This window comes from Cupriavidus basilensis OR16 (assembly GCF_000243095.1).
Lineage (GTDB): Bacteria > Pseudomonadota > Gammaproteobacteria > Burkholderiales > Burkholderiaceae > Cupriavidus > Cupriavidus basilensis_D.
In genome coordinates, this window is the sequence record NZ_AHJE01000010.1 from 66,363 (window position 1) to 80,165 (window position 13,803).

A 13,803-nucleotide genomic window follows, 5' to 3' on the forward strand; every position below is an offset into this window, starting at 1 on the left:
GCGCCATGGCGCTGCAGACTTCGCTGCAGGCGCTGCTCGGGTGCAACCACGCCAACACCCACGCGGATTTCCGCGCGGAGCTGCCGGCGATCAGGGTGCCCGCCTTGCTGGTCCACGGCGACAACGATGTCTCCTGCCCGATCGCGCTGACCGCCGAGCGCACGGCGGCCCTCCTGCCCGACGCACGCCTCACCGTCTATGCTGGCGCGCCGCACGGCCTGCCGTTCACGCATGCCGCGCGGCTTGGCGCGGACATCCTGGCGTTCGTGCGCGAACTCGGCTAAGCCCCGTTTCTCAAGGATGTCTGCCATGCCCTCCTCGAGCCTGGACCGCGCCGAGAGCGCGCCCGTCCCGCACCACGCCGCCGCTTCGTCCCCGAGCAGCATGGATCGCTTGGCCCTGCTGGTGATGCTGAGCGGTACCTTCATGGTGGTGATGGACTTCTTTATCGTCAACGTGGCGCTACCGGCCATCCAGCGCGAGCTGCATGCCAGCGCCGGCGCGCTGCAGTGCGTGGTCGCGGGCTATGGCCTGGCGAATGCCGCCGGGCTGATCACTGGCGGGCGGCTGGGCGACATGCTCGGGCGGCGCCGCATGTTCATGCTCGGCCTGATGCTGTTCGCGCTGACCTCCGCCGCCTGCGGGCTTGCCCCGTCCGCCCCCGTGCTGGTCGCGGCGCGCGTGGCGCAGGGCCTGGCGGGCGCACTGCTCCAGCCGCAGGTGCTGGCCATGCTGTCGCTGAGCTACACCGGCCTGGCGCGCGAGCGCGCCTTCGCCGCGTATGGTCTCGCGCTGGGCCTGGCGGCGCTGCTTGGCCAACTGGTAGGCGGCGCGCTGATCCGGGCCGACCTGGGCGGGCTGGGCTGGCGCGCTTGCTTCCTGATCAATGTGCCGGTGGCGTTGATTGCGCTGCTGCTGGCGCCGCGCGTGTTGCGCGCGGCGCCAGCCACCAGCGGCAGCAAGCCGGACGTGCCTGGCATGGCGCTGCTGGCGGCTGCACTGAGCGCGCTGGTGTGGCCATTGGTCGAAGGCAGGCAGCAAGGCTGGCCACCGGCCACGCTGCTTACGCTGGCCATGGCGCCTGTGCTGCTCGCCATGTTCGCCTGGCATCAGCGCCGGCTGCATGCGCGTGGCGGCGAGCCGCTGGTCAGCCCGGCGCTGTTCGCCACGCCGGGCTTCGCCCGCGGCCTGGGCGTTACGGTGGCCTTCTACGCCGGCAACGCCTCGTTCTACTTCGTGCTGGCGCTCTATCTGCAGGACGGCCTTGGCCTGAGCCCGCTGCAAGGCGGCGGCGCGTTCACGATGCTGGCACTAGGCTTCTTTGCGACTTCGCTCGCCGCGCCGCGCATTGCCGCCCGCCTGGGCCGTTCGTCCATCGCTTATGGCCCATACTGCTCGCGGCGGGCCACTGGCTGCAGCTGGCGAACACGCTGCTGCCGTGGCCGGCGCAAGGCACCGCTTCGATGGCCGTGTTGCTGATCCTGCTGGTGGCGCATTGCATGGCTACAGCCAGGCATATGCGTGGTGCCTGGCGTGCCTGCTCGGCCTTGCGCTGCTTGTCACGCACCTGTCCCGGGGACGGCGGGCGGCGGCGGCGCCGTAGGGCCCGGCCACGCAGCGCGGCGCGTGCGCCGTATCTGGCCTTGCCAATTGGCGCAACGCCGCCAGAATCGGCTGGATTTCGCTTCTCCCGGCAACTAGAGTTACCAGCATCCATCCCTACGCCCCGGCGCCCGGGTATTCAGGTACGCGCCGGCGGCGGCGACGAGGTGACTTATGCAGAACGGAAAAGACGTCGCCCGCGACGCCACCCCCGCCAGCCCGTGGCAAGTGCCGGACCTGACGCCAGAGCGGGTGCTGCAGCTCGGGATGGGCTTCTGGGCGTCCAAGGCCCTGCTCAGCGCGGTCGAGCTTGGTGTGTTCACCCAACTAGCGAAAGCGCCACAGCATGCCGATGCCCTGGCCGCCGCCCTTGGCCTGCATCCACGCGGCGCAGTGGATTTTCTCGATGCGCTGGTGGCCATGCACCTGCTCGAGCGCGAAGACGCCGCGACGCCCAGCCGGTACAGCAACACCCCCGACACGGACCTATTCCTGGACAAGGCCAAGCCCAGCTACGTCGGTGGCCTGCTGGAGATGGCCAATGCGCGCCTGTACCCCAGTTGGGCATCGCTGACTGATTCGCTCTGCACTGGCCGCCCCCAGACCCAGGCCGACGAGAACGGCGACCTCTTCGCCGCGATCTATCAGGACGAACAAGGGCTGCGCGGATTCCTGCAAGCCATGACCGGCGTCAGCCTGGCCGCGGCCCAGGCGATGGCGCGGAAATTCCCTTGGGCAGAGTGCCAGACCTTTATCGATATCGGCACGGCGCAAGGCGCGCTTCCGGTACAGATCGCGCTGGCCCACCCGCACCTGCGCGGCGGCGGCTTCGACCTGCCGGCGGTTGGCCCAGTCTTCGAGGAATACGTTGCCTCCCACGGCCTGCAGGATCGGTTGCGATTCCATGCCGGCGACTTCTTCCACGATCCCTGCCCGCAGGCGGACGTGCTGGTGATGGGCCATATCCTCCATGACTGGGATCTTGAGCAGAAGCTATACCTGCTGGAAAAATGCCACGCCGCGCTGCCCGCCGGCGGGCGCCTGATCGTCTATGACGCGATGATCGACGACGCGCGCAGGCAGAATGTGTTTGGCTTGCTGATGAGCCTGAACATGCTGATCGAAACCCCGGGCGGCTTCGACTACACGGGCGCGCAGTGCTGCGCGTGGGCCAGGCAAGCAGGCTTTGCGCAGGCCCGGGTGGAACCGCTCGCCGGGCCGGACTCCATGATGATCGCGACCCGGCAATAACACGGCAATAACACGGCAATAACCCGGCAATGACCGAGCAACGACGTGACAATGACCTAACAACGCCAACCCGACGAAGGGGGACATGCCATGGCCGAGATGGATAAGGAACAAGTGGTCAGTGTGCTGAACCGCATCCTCGAAGCCGAGCTTGCGGGCGTGGTGCGCTATACCCATTACTCGCTGCTGGTGTTCGGCTTTGGCCGCATTCCAATCGTTTCCTGGCTGCGCGAGCAGGCCAATGAATCGCTGCTGCATGCGCAGCAGGCGGGGGAATGGATTTCGATACCGCCGCCATGCTGCGGGAATCGCTGGAAGCGGAAAACGCCGCCCTCAAGCTGTATCGGGAGTTGCTGGCGCTGGTGGAGGATCGCTCGGTGGCACTGGAGGAATTCGCGCGCCAGATGATCCAGATCGAGGAGCTGCATGCTGGCGAGGTCGACAAGATGCTGCGCAAGCCAGGACAGGCCGCGGCCTTCGCGCCGCCACCGAAAGCCTGACACGCAATCCGCGCGACCGCCGGACCGCGTATCCCCCGCGTCGTCGCCATGGCCAGCAACACGCCATTCGGCCCGGCCGCACACTTCCATACCGGCAGCCACACCCGCTCGCGGCGCGTGGCCGAGGCGCGGGATTACGCCATCATCGCCTGAATGCAGGCATCATCTCCACCGAGGTGGCGCTGTTTGGCCGCGAGAAGGAACCCGGCATTGGCTCCGAGAGCTCAAAATGCGGGATCGAGGATTACCTGGAAATCAATTAAATCGGCGCCAGCGGCGCCTGGCGGCGAGCGCGGCCAGGCCACACGCCGGACTCGGATATTGGCACCTGGCAGAAAACACAAGAACGGAGACAACATGAAGAAAATCGGCATGATCGGCATTGGCATGATGGGCCATGGCATCGCCACCAACATCGCCAAGCACGGCCATCCGCTGGTGCTGCTCGACCATCCCGGCAACCAGCCGGTCGACAATCTGCTGGCCGCCGGCGCCACCACGGCCGCCACCCCGGCCGAACTCGCGCGCGCGGTCGATATCGTGATCCTTTGCGTCACGGGCACACCGGAAGTGGAGGACGTGCTGTTCCGCCCGGACGGCGTGCTTGCCGGCCTGCGCGAGGGCGGCGTGGTCATCGACTGCTCCACCGCCATTCCCTCTTCCACGGAGCGCATTGCCGCGGCGGTGGCCAAGGCCGGCGGGTGCTTTCTCGACGCGCCCATGACGCGCACGCCCAAGGAAGCCGCCGAGGGCCGCCTCAACCTGATCGTCGGTGGCGAGCGCGCCCTGTTCGAGCAGTGCCGGCCTTTGCTGGCGTGCTTCGCCGAGAACATCGTGCACGCGGGGCCGGCCGGCGCGGGCCATCGGCTCAAGCTGCTGCACAACTTCGTGTCGTTGGGTTTCTCAGCGGTTCTGGCCGAAGCGGCCGCCTGCGCCGAGCGCTCCGGCGTAGACCCGGCCGTGCTGGTGGAAGTGCTCGCCAAGGGCGGTGGCGACGGCGTCATCCTCAAACGCCTGCGCCCCTACATCGAGTCGCAGGACAGCTCCGGCTTCCGTTTCTCGATTGCCAACGCGCTCAAGGACATGGGCTACTACACCACGATGGCGCGTGAGCTCGGCGCCGCGCGGGCGACAGCGGAGGCAGTGCGGGATACGTACGAGCGTGCCAGCCACGCCGGATGGCCGCAGCCTACGGTGCCGGAATTGATTTCGATCCTGGGGGATCAGGCTGGACAGGCGGGCTGACCGCAAGCCTTTCGGGCGGCACTTCTTACCGGCCTGGTTGCGGCGCATTGGCGCGCTAAGTGCGGTGGAGCCGGTGCTATCATGCATCGGCCCCACCCTCTGCAATCGTGCCGATGCCGCCAGAATCCGCGCCAGACAAGCCCACTCCCGCCAACGCGCTCCCTGATATCCGCCGCCTGCGCGCCCGCTTTGTCGCCATTTCCTGGCGCGACCTGGCCGTGTCCTTCGGCCCCGTGCTGGTCTTTGCCCTGGCAGCCATCTGGCTTGCGGTCTGGCTGGTGCAGCCGGCGCCGCCGAGCACCATCTCGATCAGCGCTGGCCCCAAGGGCAGTTCCTTCTATGACGCCGCCGAAAAGTACGCAAAGATCCTCGCGCGCAATGGCATCACACTGAATGTGCTGGCCTCCGAAGGCTCCCGCCAGAACGTGCAGCGGCTGGCCGACTATCAGCAGGACATTGACCTGGCGCTGGTGCAAGGCGGCGTCTCCAGCGATGTGGACACCGAGGGCCTGGTGTCGCTGGGCAGCGTGTTCTATGCGCCCATCACGGTGCTGTACCGCGGCAAGGCGATGCACAAGCTGTCGGACTTCCGCAAGTCGCGCATCGCCATCGGCCGCGAAGGCAGCGGCGCGCGCGCGCTGGCGCTGACGCTGCTCAAGGCCAACGGCATCGAACCCGGCGGCAGCGCCGAGCTGATCGCGTTCGATGGCGACGACGCCGCGCAGGCGCTGGTCGACGGCAAGATCGACGTGGCCATGCTGACCGGCGATTCCGCCACCGGCCCGATCATGCGCAAGCTGTTTCGCATGCCCGGCATCCACCTGCTGGATTTCGCGCAGGCCGATGCCTATACGCGGCGTTTCCTCTATCTGCAGGAACTGGTGCTGCCCGCCGGCATATTCGACCTGGGCAAGAATCTCCCCGCGCGGCCGATCCACCTGATCGGCCCGACCGTGGAACTGGTCGCGCGCGACTCGCTGCACCCCGCGCTGTCCGACCTGCTGATCGAGGCCGCGCGCGAGGTCCACGGCAAGGCCGGGCTGCTGCAGCGCGCCGGGCAGTTTCCCTCGGCCACCGCACATGAGTTCCCGCTGAGCGACGACGCCACGCGCTACTACGCATCGGGCAAGGGCTTTCTCTATCGCCACCTGCCCTTCTGGCTGGCGAGCCTGCTCGACCGCGCGCTGGTGCTGGCTGGTACGGGGCCTTGATCGAAATCGAGCGCGTTGCGCTGGTGAACCCCTCCGAGGAGGAAAAGGCCGCCCTGGCCCAGCGCCTCGACCAGATCGAGGACGCGGTCAACAAGATGAAGATGCCGCTCGCCTATGCCGACCAGTTCTACGTGCTGCGCGAGCATATCGTCTTTGTGCGGCGCCGGCTTACCGGTGCGCTCTGAGCCGGCGCGGCGGCGCTATTTTCTCGCGGGCACGCCGGGCAGCGCCGCGGACTTTGCCGGCATCATCCGCGCGGGCAACGTTCGCGAGCACGCTGCCCGGCTGGATACCGGTTCAGTCCGGCAAAGCGCCACCCGAAGGCGTGCGACTGGCCACGATCGCGATCAGCGACACCACGGCGGCCCCAACCAGGTACCAGGCCGGCGCCAGCTTGTTGCCAGTGGCGCTGATCAGCCAGGTCGCCACCAGCGGCGCGGTGCCGCCGAACAAGGCGTTGGCGCTGTTGAAGCACAGGGCGAATCCGCTGTAGCGCACCCGCGTCGGGAAGCTTTCCGACAGGAAGCAGGGCAGCGTGCCGTCGTTGATGGTCAGGAAGGCGCCCAGTGCTACCTGGATCAGCAGGATGCCCACGATGCCGGCGCTCGATAGCGAATGGAACAGCGGCACCGTGAACAAGGCAAACAGGATGCAGGCGGAGATCAACATCGTCTTGCGCCCGAAGCGGTCGGAGAGTAACCCCATCACGAAGATCATCACCACGTAGCTGGCCAGCGACACGGTAGAGACCAGGAACGAAACCGAGTCGCTCATACCGAGTTCCTTCGACAGGTACACGGGCATATAGCTGAGCAACAGGTAAAAGCCGACGGCGTTCAGGCAGGTCACGCCAAAACCGACCAGCATGGTGCGGCGATGCGAGGTGAACAACTCACGCAACGGGGCCTGCGGCGCATGGCTGGCCTGCGCCATCGCCATGAACTTTGGCGTGTCCTCGAGCTGCAGCCGGATATAGCGGCCCACCAGCCCAAAGGGCGCGGCCAGCAGAAACGGCACGCGCCAGCCCCATTCATGCAACTGCGTCGAGGTCAGCACCATATGCAGCCCCGCGACAAAGAGCGACGCGAACAGCAGCCCGGCGGCTTCGGCGGCGGGAATGACGCTGGTGTAGAGCCCGCGCTTGCGGTTCGGCGCGTATTCGGCAAGGAATGCGGAGGCGCCGGCGTACTCGCCCGAGGCGGAAAAGCCCTGGACCAGCCGGATCACGAGCAACAGCACCGGCGCCCACAGGCCCACCTGGCCGTAGGTTGGCAGGAAGGCGATCACGAACGTCGAAGCCGACATGATCATGATCGACAGCGAGAGCGTATTGCGCCGACCGAACTTGTCGCCGAAATGGCCCCAGATCACGCCACCAATCGGACGCACCACGAAGGACAACGCGAAGACCGCGTAGGTTGCCATCAGGCTGGTGGTCGGGTCGGTCTTGGGAAAGAACACCACGGCGATGACGGTTGCCAGGAAGCCGTAGGCGGCGTAGTCGAACCACTCGATGAAGGTGCCGATAAAGCCGGCCGCGGTGGCGCGGCGCAGTACCTGCCGGGTATCGGTATCGGCATCGGCGCTACGCGCGTGGCTCGGCGGATGGCCTGCCCAAGGCCGGGCGCCCGGCAGCGGCTCCACGCCGCGCAAGGATTCTGTGTTGCTCATGCTTTGTCTCCGAATATTGTTTTGTGATGCCGCCAGCCTTCGGTCGTGCCGATGGGCTGCCACGACCGAAGGCTGGCTAACTGATGCAACGCAATGGGTCGCTTCCCTCCCCCACGCTACCTGTCCTGCGCCAGTGGCACCTGCGCGCCGTTACGGTAGGTGTAGATGGTGATTGGCGAGTCCCGCAGGTCGCGGTTGGGATCGAAGCGGTAGCGGCCGGCCACGCCCTGCATATCGATGCCCGCCAGCGCAGCGCGGTACTGCGCGGGCTCGACCGAGTTGGCGGCCTTCATTGCCTGGGCAACCAGCCGCAGTCCGTCATAGAGGGACGCACTGTAGGTGAGCGGCTCCATGTTGTAGCGCTTCTTGTAGTCGGTCTTGAACTGCCGCCCCGGCCCCGTGTTCTCCAGCACCGGGCCGCCTTGCGGGCAGTACACATGGTCGTCCACCGCATCGCCGCCGAGCCTGGCCAGTTCGATATTGCACATCGCATCGCCGCCGAGCAGGTAGGCGTTGGTCATGGCAAGCCGCTTCATCTGGCTGCGCAGTGGTCCGGCCTGGGAGTAGTAACCGCCGTAGAAGATGCCGTCCACCTTCATGCCGCGTATCCGGGTCAGGATCGGCACGAAATCCACCGCCTTGTCGGAGGTAAACTCCCGCGCCACGATCTCGATGCCCTGCGCCTTGGCCGCCTTGACGAACTCGTCGGCCACGCCCTGGCCGTAGGCGGTGCGGTCGTCGATGACCGCGAAGCGCCGGGCGCGCAGCTTGTCCGAGGCGAACTCGCCCATGCGCTTGCCCAGCTGGCTGTCATTGGCCGAGATGCGGAAGATATAGGTGTAGCCAGACTGGGTGATGGACGGGTTCGAAGCCACGGTCGCCATCACTACTCCCGCCTGGTCCAGCAGCCGCGAGATCGGGATGGCCACGCCCGAGTTGAACGGCCCGAACACGGCCTTCACTTCGCCATCCACCAGCCGTTGCGCCACCGACATGCCGGTGCGCGGATCCGCCTGGTCGTCCTCGGAGACCAGGCTGAAGCGCACGGCTTTGCCATTGATGACGAGGCCTTGCGCATTGAGCTGATCGATGGCCATGCGCAGGCCGTTTTCGTTGTCCTTGCCAATGGCGGCTTGCGGGCCCGACAGCGGGCCAGTGAGACCCACCTTGACCATCTGCGGCTCGGCCGCCAGGCTGAAGGATGGCAATTGGCACGCCAGCACGCCGGCGGCAAAACTTATCCAGAAACGGGATTGACGAAGCATGGCTACTCCCCTTGTGCTCAGCGTGCCGCGGCGCGCTTGACCTTGCGCTGGTGCATCACCCGCCCGATCGTATTCAGCAACAGCTGCGCGGCCAGGATGGAGGTGGAGCCCGTGTGGTCATAGTCGGGCGCGACCTCTACCAGGTCGATGCCAACCACTTCGCCCTGCTCGGCCAGTCCCGCAAACAATTCCAGGCCCTCGTAATAGGTCAGCCCGCCATGGCTGGGGGTGCCAGTGCCTGGCGCGATGGACACGTCAAAGCCGTCGATGTCGATTGTCAGGTAATAGCGTACGCCTTTGGGGATGCGGTCCAGCACGCCCTGCACGCCGAGCTTGCGCAACTGGCGCACGGAGATGATGTCCGAGCCCATCTCGCGGGCTTGCGCGTAGCCCTCCCGTGCGGTGGACGACACATTGCGGATGCCTATCTGGGTCATGCCACTGACCACGCTCTTTTCCGCGGCGCGGCGCAACGGGTTGCCGTGGCCGTGGCGCACGCCGTGGCGCTCATCCACGAAATCCAGGTGCGCGTCGATGTGCACCACGTGGAACGGCTCCTGCCCTTCGAAAGCTGCGATGCAGGGGATATTGATCGAATGGTCGCCGCCCATCACCACTGGCAGCGCGCCGGCCGCCAGGATCTTGCGCACACCGTACTCGATGTTGGCGTGGCACTTCTCTGTGTTGGTGTGCACCATGTCCGCGTCGCCAATGTCTACCATCCGGACCTCGCTGGCCGGCAGGTAGACCACATCGTCCTCGAAGTCATAGGCGCCGCTGTGGCCAAAGGAGAACAGCGTGGACGCCTCCCGGATCGAGCGCGGCCCGAACCGCGCGCCGGCACGCCACTGCGTGCCGCAATCGAACGGCGCGCCGATCACGGCGACGTCCGCGTCGATCGCGTCCCAGTCGAGGCACAGCGGCGCTTTGCCGAACGTGCAGATGCCGACGAACGGCAGGTCGAGCCGGCCCGTTTCATATTGATTTCCAGACATTTCGTTCACCAGTCCTTTGTGGTTTGCGGTGGAGACGAGTCCATTCTGGACAACGGCTTTGTCCGGTACAATCAGAATATTAAGAACTTCATTTCGGATATATCCGAAGTAAAGGCCACCGCGTGAAACTCCGGGATGTGGACCTCAAGCTACTGGGAATCTTCGAGACCATCGTAGGCTGCGGTGGCTTCGCTGCCGCGCAATCCTTGCTGGGCATTGGCGCATCCAGCATCAGCGAGCACATGACGCAGCTGGAGACGCGACTAGGCGTGCGCCTGTGCGAACGCGGGCGCAGCGGCTTTCGCCTGACCGAGGAAGGCATGCAGATGCACGCTGCCGCACAGCGCCTGCTTGCCGCCGTCGACACCTTCCAGATGGAAGCCGGCACCATCCGCAAGGAACTTCACGGCGTGCTTAGGCTCGGGCTGATCGAAGCCACGCTCACGGACCGTGGCGCCCCCCCAGCTCGCCGCCATCCGCGGCTTCGGCCAGGCCGCGCCAAAGGTGCAGCTCCATATCGAGATCGACTCGCCCAACCGGCTCGAGCAGCGCGTGCTGGACGGCAGCCTGCACCTGGCGGTGGGGCCGTTTCCCGAGCCCGTGGCCGGGCTGGAATACCGCGTGCTGTATCGCGAGGAGCAAGGCCTGTACTGCGCGTCACCGCACCCGCTCTTCTCGCATTCCGGCCAGAAAGGCCTGGCCGAGCAGGTGGCCGCGGCGAGCCTGGCAACACGCGGCTATCTCGGGCGGCAGGAGCTGGACCTGCTCGGCATGCAGGAAGGCGCGGCCATGGTGGACAACGTGGAAGGACGAGCCATGCTGATCCTGTCCGGCAACTACATCGGCTTCCTGCCCCCGCACTACGCCGATGCCTGGGTCGCACCCGGCCTGCTGCGCCGCATCGCGCCGGAGCGCTACAGCACGCACCTCGATTTCAAGATCATCACGCGGCGGGGCGCGCGCGCGACACGCACTGTGCTGGCGCTGATCGAGCGGCTGGTGGAAGCGGCGGCAAACGCGGGCGAAGGGCGCACCTGACCATCAGTTTTGAGGCCAGCGCGCCGGGCCAGCCGCGCTGGCAAACGCCCCGCCGCCGACTGCGCGGCTCGCGGGAATCGCCCTAGGCCCCGATTGACCCTGAAAGATCTTTTAATTGATATACAATTATATCAATTGGAATTTGCGCAACCTCACACGAGCCACGCTCGCTCCAGCGGCCTCGGGGTGCGCAAAGACCACTCGCATTGGCCTTTCACGTTAATCCTTCAAAGACGCTCATCCTGTGTCACTAGCTGGCAAGGTTTCCAAGGTCGACACTACGCCGCGCCGCGGCCTGGATAGCTTCGACGAACACCGCCTTGAGATTGCCTTTCTCCATGGCGTCGATGCCTGCGGCCGTGGTGCCGCCAGGCGAGGTCACCTGCTGGCGCAAGGTCGCAACGGCTTGCGTGCTGCCCTGCGCCAGCGCCGCGGCGCCGGCAAAGGTCTGGCGCGCGAGCTGTCGGCCCTGCGAGGCGGGAAGCCCCAGCTGCTCGGCAGCCTGCTCCATGGCCTCGATAAAGTAGAAGACGTACGCGGGGCCGCTGCCGGACAGCGCGGTGACCGCGTCCAGCTGGCTTTCCCGCTCGACCCATGTCACCTGCCCTACGGCGCTGGCGATGGTATCCGCGATCTTCCGGTCGGCTGACGTCAGCGTGTCGGCCGACGCCATGCCCGTGATGCCCTGGCCAATGAGCGCCGGGGTGTTGGGCATCGCGCGCACCACGCGCTTGCAGCCGCCAAGCCAGTCTGACAGCGCGTCGAGCCGGATACCGGCGGCAACGCTGATCACCAACGAATCGCCAAGGCAGCCGCGCAAGGTAGCGCAGACGTCGCGCATGACCTGTGGCTTGACGGCGAGGACCACCACGTCGGCGTCTTGCATGGCCCGGTCAGCGGCGGCCATCGTCCGCAGGCCGTGCTCCTTGGCCAGGCGCTCGCGGGTGTCGCCCGCAGGATCGATGACTGTGATGTTCCTTGCGTCGGCGCCGTTTGCCAGCACGCCTGCAATGATGGCGCTGGCCATGTTGCCGCCACCGACGAACACGATCTTTAGCTTGTTCGGCATATTCAACTCCAACCTCGTTTGCATCGGCCGAGCGATGCCACATTCCCCAGCGCGTTCACCATGGCTGATAGCCTGAGGCACGCGTTGGCACGTAACACGAAAGGATCCACAGTGGAACCAAAATCAAATCGCACCCGCAAGCAGGCCACCCCGGGCACCCAAGACCAGCTAGCCGAGAACGACAAGCAGCCGGAGCAGCAACCGGATCCCACCGATTCGCCGCTGTTTGTCGGCTCGGCCGCCAAGACCTTTCGCGTACTGCATGCGTTTGATGGGCCGATCCGCCATATGACGCTGGCCGACATCGCCAAAGCCGCACAACTTGACCGCAGCGCGACGCAGCGCATTGTCTACACACTGGAAACGCTGGGCTACCTGCGCCGCATAGCCGAGACCAAGACCTATGGCCTCACGCCGAAGCTCTTGCAGTTTTCCTTCAATTACGTGCGTGCCAACGAGCTGATTGACAAGGCGTTGCCTTACCTGCAGGACATCAACCGCACCGTCGGCGAAACGACCAACCTGCAGGAGTTGGATGGCCACGAGATCGTATTCGTCGCACGCTTCCTTAGCCGGCATCTGGTCAATATGGACATCGCGGTTGGCAGCCGCCTGCCCGCGTTCTGCACCTCTTCCGGCACGGCGATCCTGTCGCGCTTGCCAGAAGACGAATGCGACGCCATCCTGACGGCTGTCGAGCGCATCGCCATTACGCCGTACACGGAGCTACACCTCGGAAAACTGCGCCGGCGCATCCAGCAGGCGGCGGAGAAAGGCTATGCGATCATTGCCAACGAGACGGTAATGGGCGATATCTCGGTGGCGGCACCCATCCTGGATCACCGCGGCCGCCCCGTTGCCGCTATCAATATCTCGGTGCCGACCTCCCGCTGGACCCCTGACAAGGTGGAGTCCGAACTCGCCAAGCACGTACAGGTGGCCGCGACCTCGGTCTCCAAGTCCAAGTTCACTGAATATGGGCGGTAAGCCGCGGCCTGCGGCGCATCAAGCGTACTCGTAGGCCTTCAGCAGACGCTCGAACTGCTCGCGCAGACGAGCGCTGGTCTGCGCGGCGGCCGGCAACAACGGCTCCAGCAGGTCGGGGGCGTCGACCCCGATCACCTGCAGCACAGACTTCATCGGCCCGGGATTGGTCTCGGAGAACACCAAGTCGATTAGCGGCATTAGTTGGCGATGCATCAGCAGCGCCTCGTGCATGTCCCCCTCACGCACAAGATCCATCAGTCGGCGCCAGGTCTTGGGCAGCATGGTGGCCGTGCTCAGCACCCCGCCGCGCGCACCAGCACCGATGTGCAGCGGGAACAGGGTGTCTTCGCCGCTCAGCAACGAGAAACTGTCGTCGACGCCGGCCACTGTCTTGAGGAAATGATAGAGGTCCGGGTTGCACGCCTTCATGCCGATGATCCGCTCGTGGCGCGACAGTTCGTGAATGACCAGGGGATCGATAGCGATCCGGGTGCGGTACGGGATCTCGTAGAGCAGGACCGGCAGCGGCGACTCGTCGGCAAACCGCATGAAGTAGTCACGGATGCCTTGCTGCGTGGGGTTCGTATAGTAAGGCGTCACCACCATGACCGCATCCACGCCAACGGCGGCGAAGTCGCGCGCGGCATCCAGCCCGTCGCGCAGGCCCGGCGTCAGCACACCGGCCACGACCGGCATCCTGCCGGCAACGTGGGTGGTGGTCACTTCCGCCATCCGCACGCGCTCGCGCTGCGACAACGAGCCGAATTCGCCCGTGCCGCCCAGCGGCACCACACCGTCCGCGCCCTGCCGGATCAGATAGTCGAGCAAGGTCCGGGTAGCGCCCTGGTGGACTGAGCCGTCGCGCTGGACCGGCGTGGGAATGGCGGCAAAAATGCCTTGTACTTGCTTGGAATCAATCATCGTCTTGTGGGAGAGGTGCCGCACTGGCGGCTGGTTATTCAATAAAGG

At 65.9% G+C, this 13,803-nt stretch carries 12 protein-coding genes and 3 pseudogenes; 9 read left to right on the top strand and 6 right to left on the bottom strand.

Annotated elements, in window-relative coordinates:
- Nucleotides 1-5: 5 nt before the first annotated feature.
- From OR16_RS45220 to OR16_RS03410, 6 genes and pseudogenes are all read left to right on the top strand, one after another.
- Nucleotides 6-284: an alpha/beta fold hydrolase gene (locus OR16_RS45220; protein WP_237716915.1), complete on the top strand. Its 279-nt coding sequence runs from the start codon at nt 6-8 to the stop codon at nt 282-284.
- Between the two features lie 25 nt (nt 285-309).
- The gene (locus OR16_RS03390; protein ID WP_006156563.1) at nt 310-1,479 is read left to right on the top strand and encodes an MFS transporter; all 1,170 of its coding nucleotides are present in this window, start codon (nt 310-312) and stop codon (nt 1,477-1,479) included.
- Between the two features lie 297 nt (nt 1,480-1,776).
- Entirely contained in the window at nt 1,777-2,853 is a 1,077-nt protein-coding gene (locus OR16_RS03395) for a methyltransferase (RefSeq protein ID WP_006156564.1), read from the top strand.
- Between the two features lie 90 nt (nt 2,854-2,943).
- Nucleotides 2,944-3,353, top strand: a pseudogene (locus OR16_RS03400) (ferritin-like domain-containing protein).
- 153 nt (nt 3,354-3,506) lie between these two features.
- On the top strand, nt 3,507-4,598 hold the full coding sequence (locus OR16_RS03405; RefSeq protein ID WP_272942821.1) for an NAD(P)-dependent oxidoreductase: 1,092 nt from the start codon (nt 3,507-3,509) through the stop codon (nt 4,596-4,598).
- A gap of 113 nt (nt 4,599-4,711) precedes the next feature.
- Nucleotides 4,712-5,994 (top strand): annotated as a pseudogene (locus OR16_RS03410) (TAXI family TRAP transporter solute-binding subunit).
- A gap of 112 nt (nt 5,995-6,106) precedes the next feature.
- Here OR16_RS03410 and OR16_RS03415 read toward each other — a convergent pair.
- The 3 genes from OR16_RS03415 to speB form a co-directional block, all read right to left on the bottom strand.
- On the bottom strand, nt 6,107-7,480 hold the full coding sequence (locus tag OR16_RS03415) for an MFS transporter (protein WP_006156569.1): 1,374 nt from the start codon (nt 7,478-7,480) through the stop codon (nt 6,107-6,109).
- Between the two features lie 116 nt (nt 7,481-7,596).
- A complete protein-coding gene (locus OR16_RS03420) occupies nt 7,597-8,745 on the bottom strand; it encodes a branched-chain amino acid ABC transporter substrate-binding protein (protein ID WP_043418264.1) in 1,149 nt (382 codons plus the stop codon).
- A 17-nt stretch (nt 8,746-8,762) separates the two neighbouring features.
- The gene (gene speB, locus OR16_RS03425; RefSeq protein WP_006156571.1) at nt 8,763-9,740 is read right to left on the bottom strand and encodes an agmatinase; all 978 of its coding nucleotides are present in this window, start codon (nt 9,738-9,740) and stop codon (nt 8,763-8,765) included.
- A 137-nt stretch (nt 9,741-9,877) separates the two neighbouring features.
- Between speB and OR16_RS45225 the strand changes: the two are divergent.
- Nucleotides 9,878-10,000: pseudogene (locus OR16_RS45225) on the top strand (LysR family transcriptional regulator); the annotation flags it as partial.
- A 3-nt stretch (nt 10,001-10,003) separates the two neighbouring features.
- On the opposite strand, the gene OR16_RS45230 reads toward OR16_RS45225, so the two are convergent.
- The gene (locus tag OR16_RS45230; RefSeq protein ID WP_237716916.1) at nt 10,004-10,147 is read right to left on the bottom strand and encodes a hypothetical protein; all 144 of its coding nucleotides are present in this window, start codon (nt 10,145-10,147) and stop codon (nt 10,004-10,006) included.
- A 43-nt stretch (nt 10,148-10,190) separates the two neighbouring features.
- Between OR16_RS45230 and OR16_RS45235 the strand changes: the two genes are divergently transcribed.
- Nucleotides 10,191-10,778 (top strand): substrate-binding domain-containing protein, encoded by a 588-nt coding sequence (locus tag OR16_RS45235; RefSeq protein ID WP_237716917.1) that lies wholly within the window; start codon nt 10,191-10,193, stop codon nt 10,776-10,778.
- Nucleotides 10,779-11,028: 250 nt separating this feature from the next.
- Here the strand turns inward: OR16_RS45235 and proC are convergent, their stop codons facing one another.
- Nucleotides 11,029-11,847, bottom strand: a complete 819-nt coding sequence (proC, locus tag OR16_RS03435; RefSeq protein WP_006156572.1) for a pyrroline-5-carboxylate reductase — start codon at nt 11,845-11,847, stop codon at nt 11,029-11,031.
- Between the two features lie 111 nt (nt 11,848-11,958).
- On the opposite strand from proC, the gene OR16_RS03440 reads away from it, so the two are divergent.
- Nucleotides 11,959-12,834 (top strand): IclR family transcriptional regulator, encoded by an 876-nt coding sequence (locus OR16_RS03440; protein WP_006156573.1) that lies wholly within the window; start codon nt 11,959-11,961, stop codon nt 12,832-12,834.
- Between the two features lie 18 nt (nt 12,835-12,852).
- Here the strand turns inward: OR16_RS03440 and dapA are convergent, their stop codons facing one another.
- Complete coding sequence (dapA, locus tag OR16_RS03445) at nt 12,853-13,755, bottom strand: 4-hydroxy-tetrahydrodipicolinate synthase (RefSeq protein WP_006156574.1); 903 nt, start codon at nt 13,753-13,755, stop codon at nt 12,853-12,855.
- Nucleotides 13,756-13,803 lie beyond the last annotated feature (48 nt).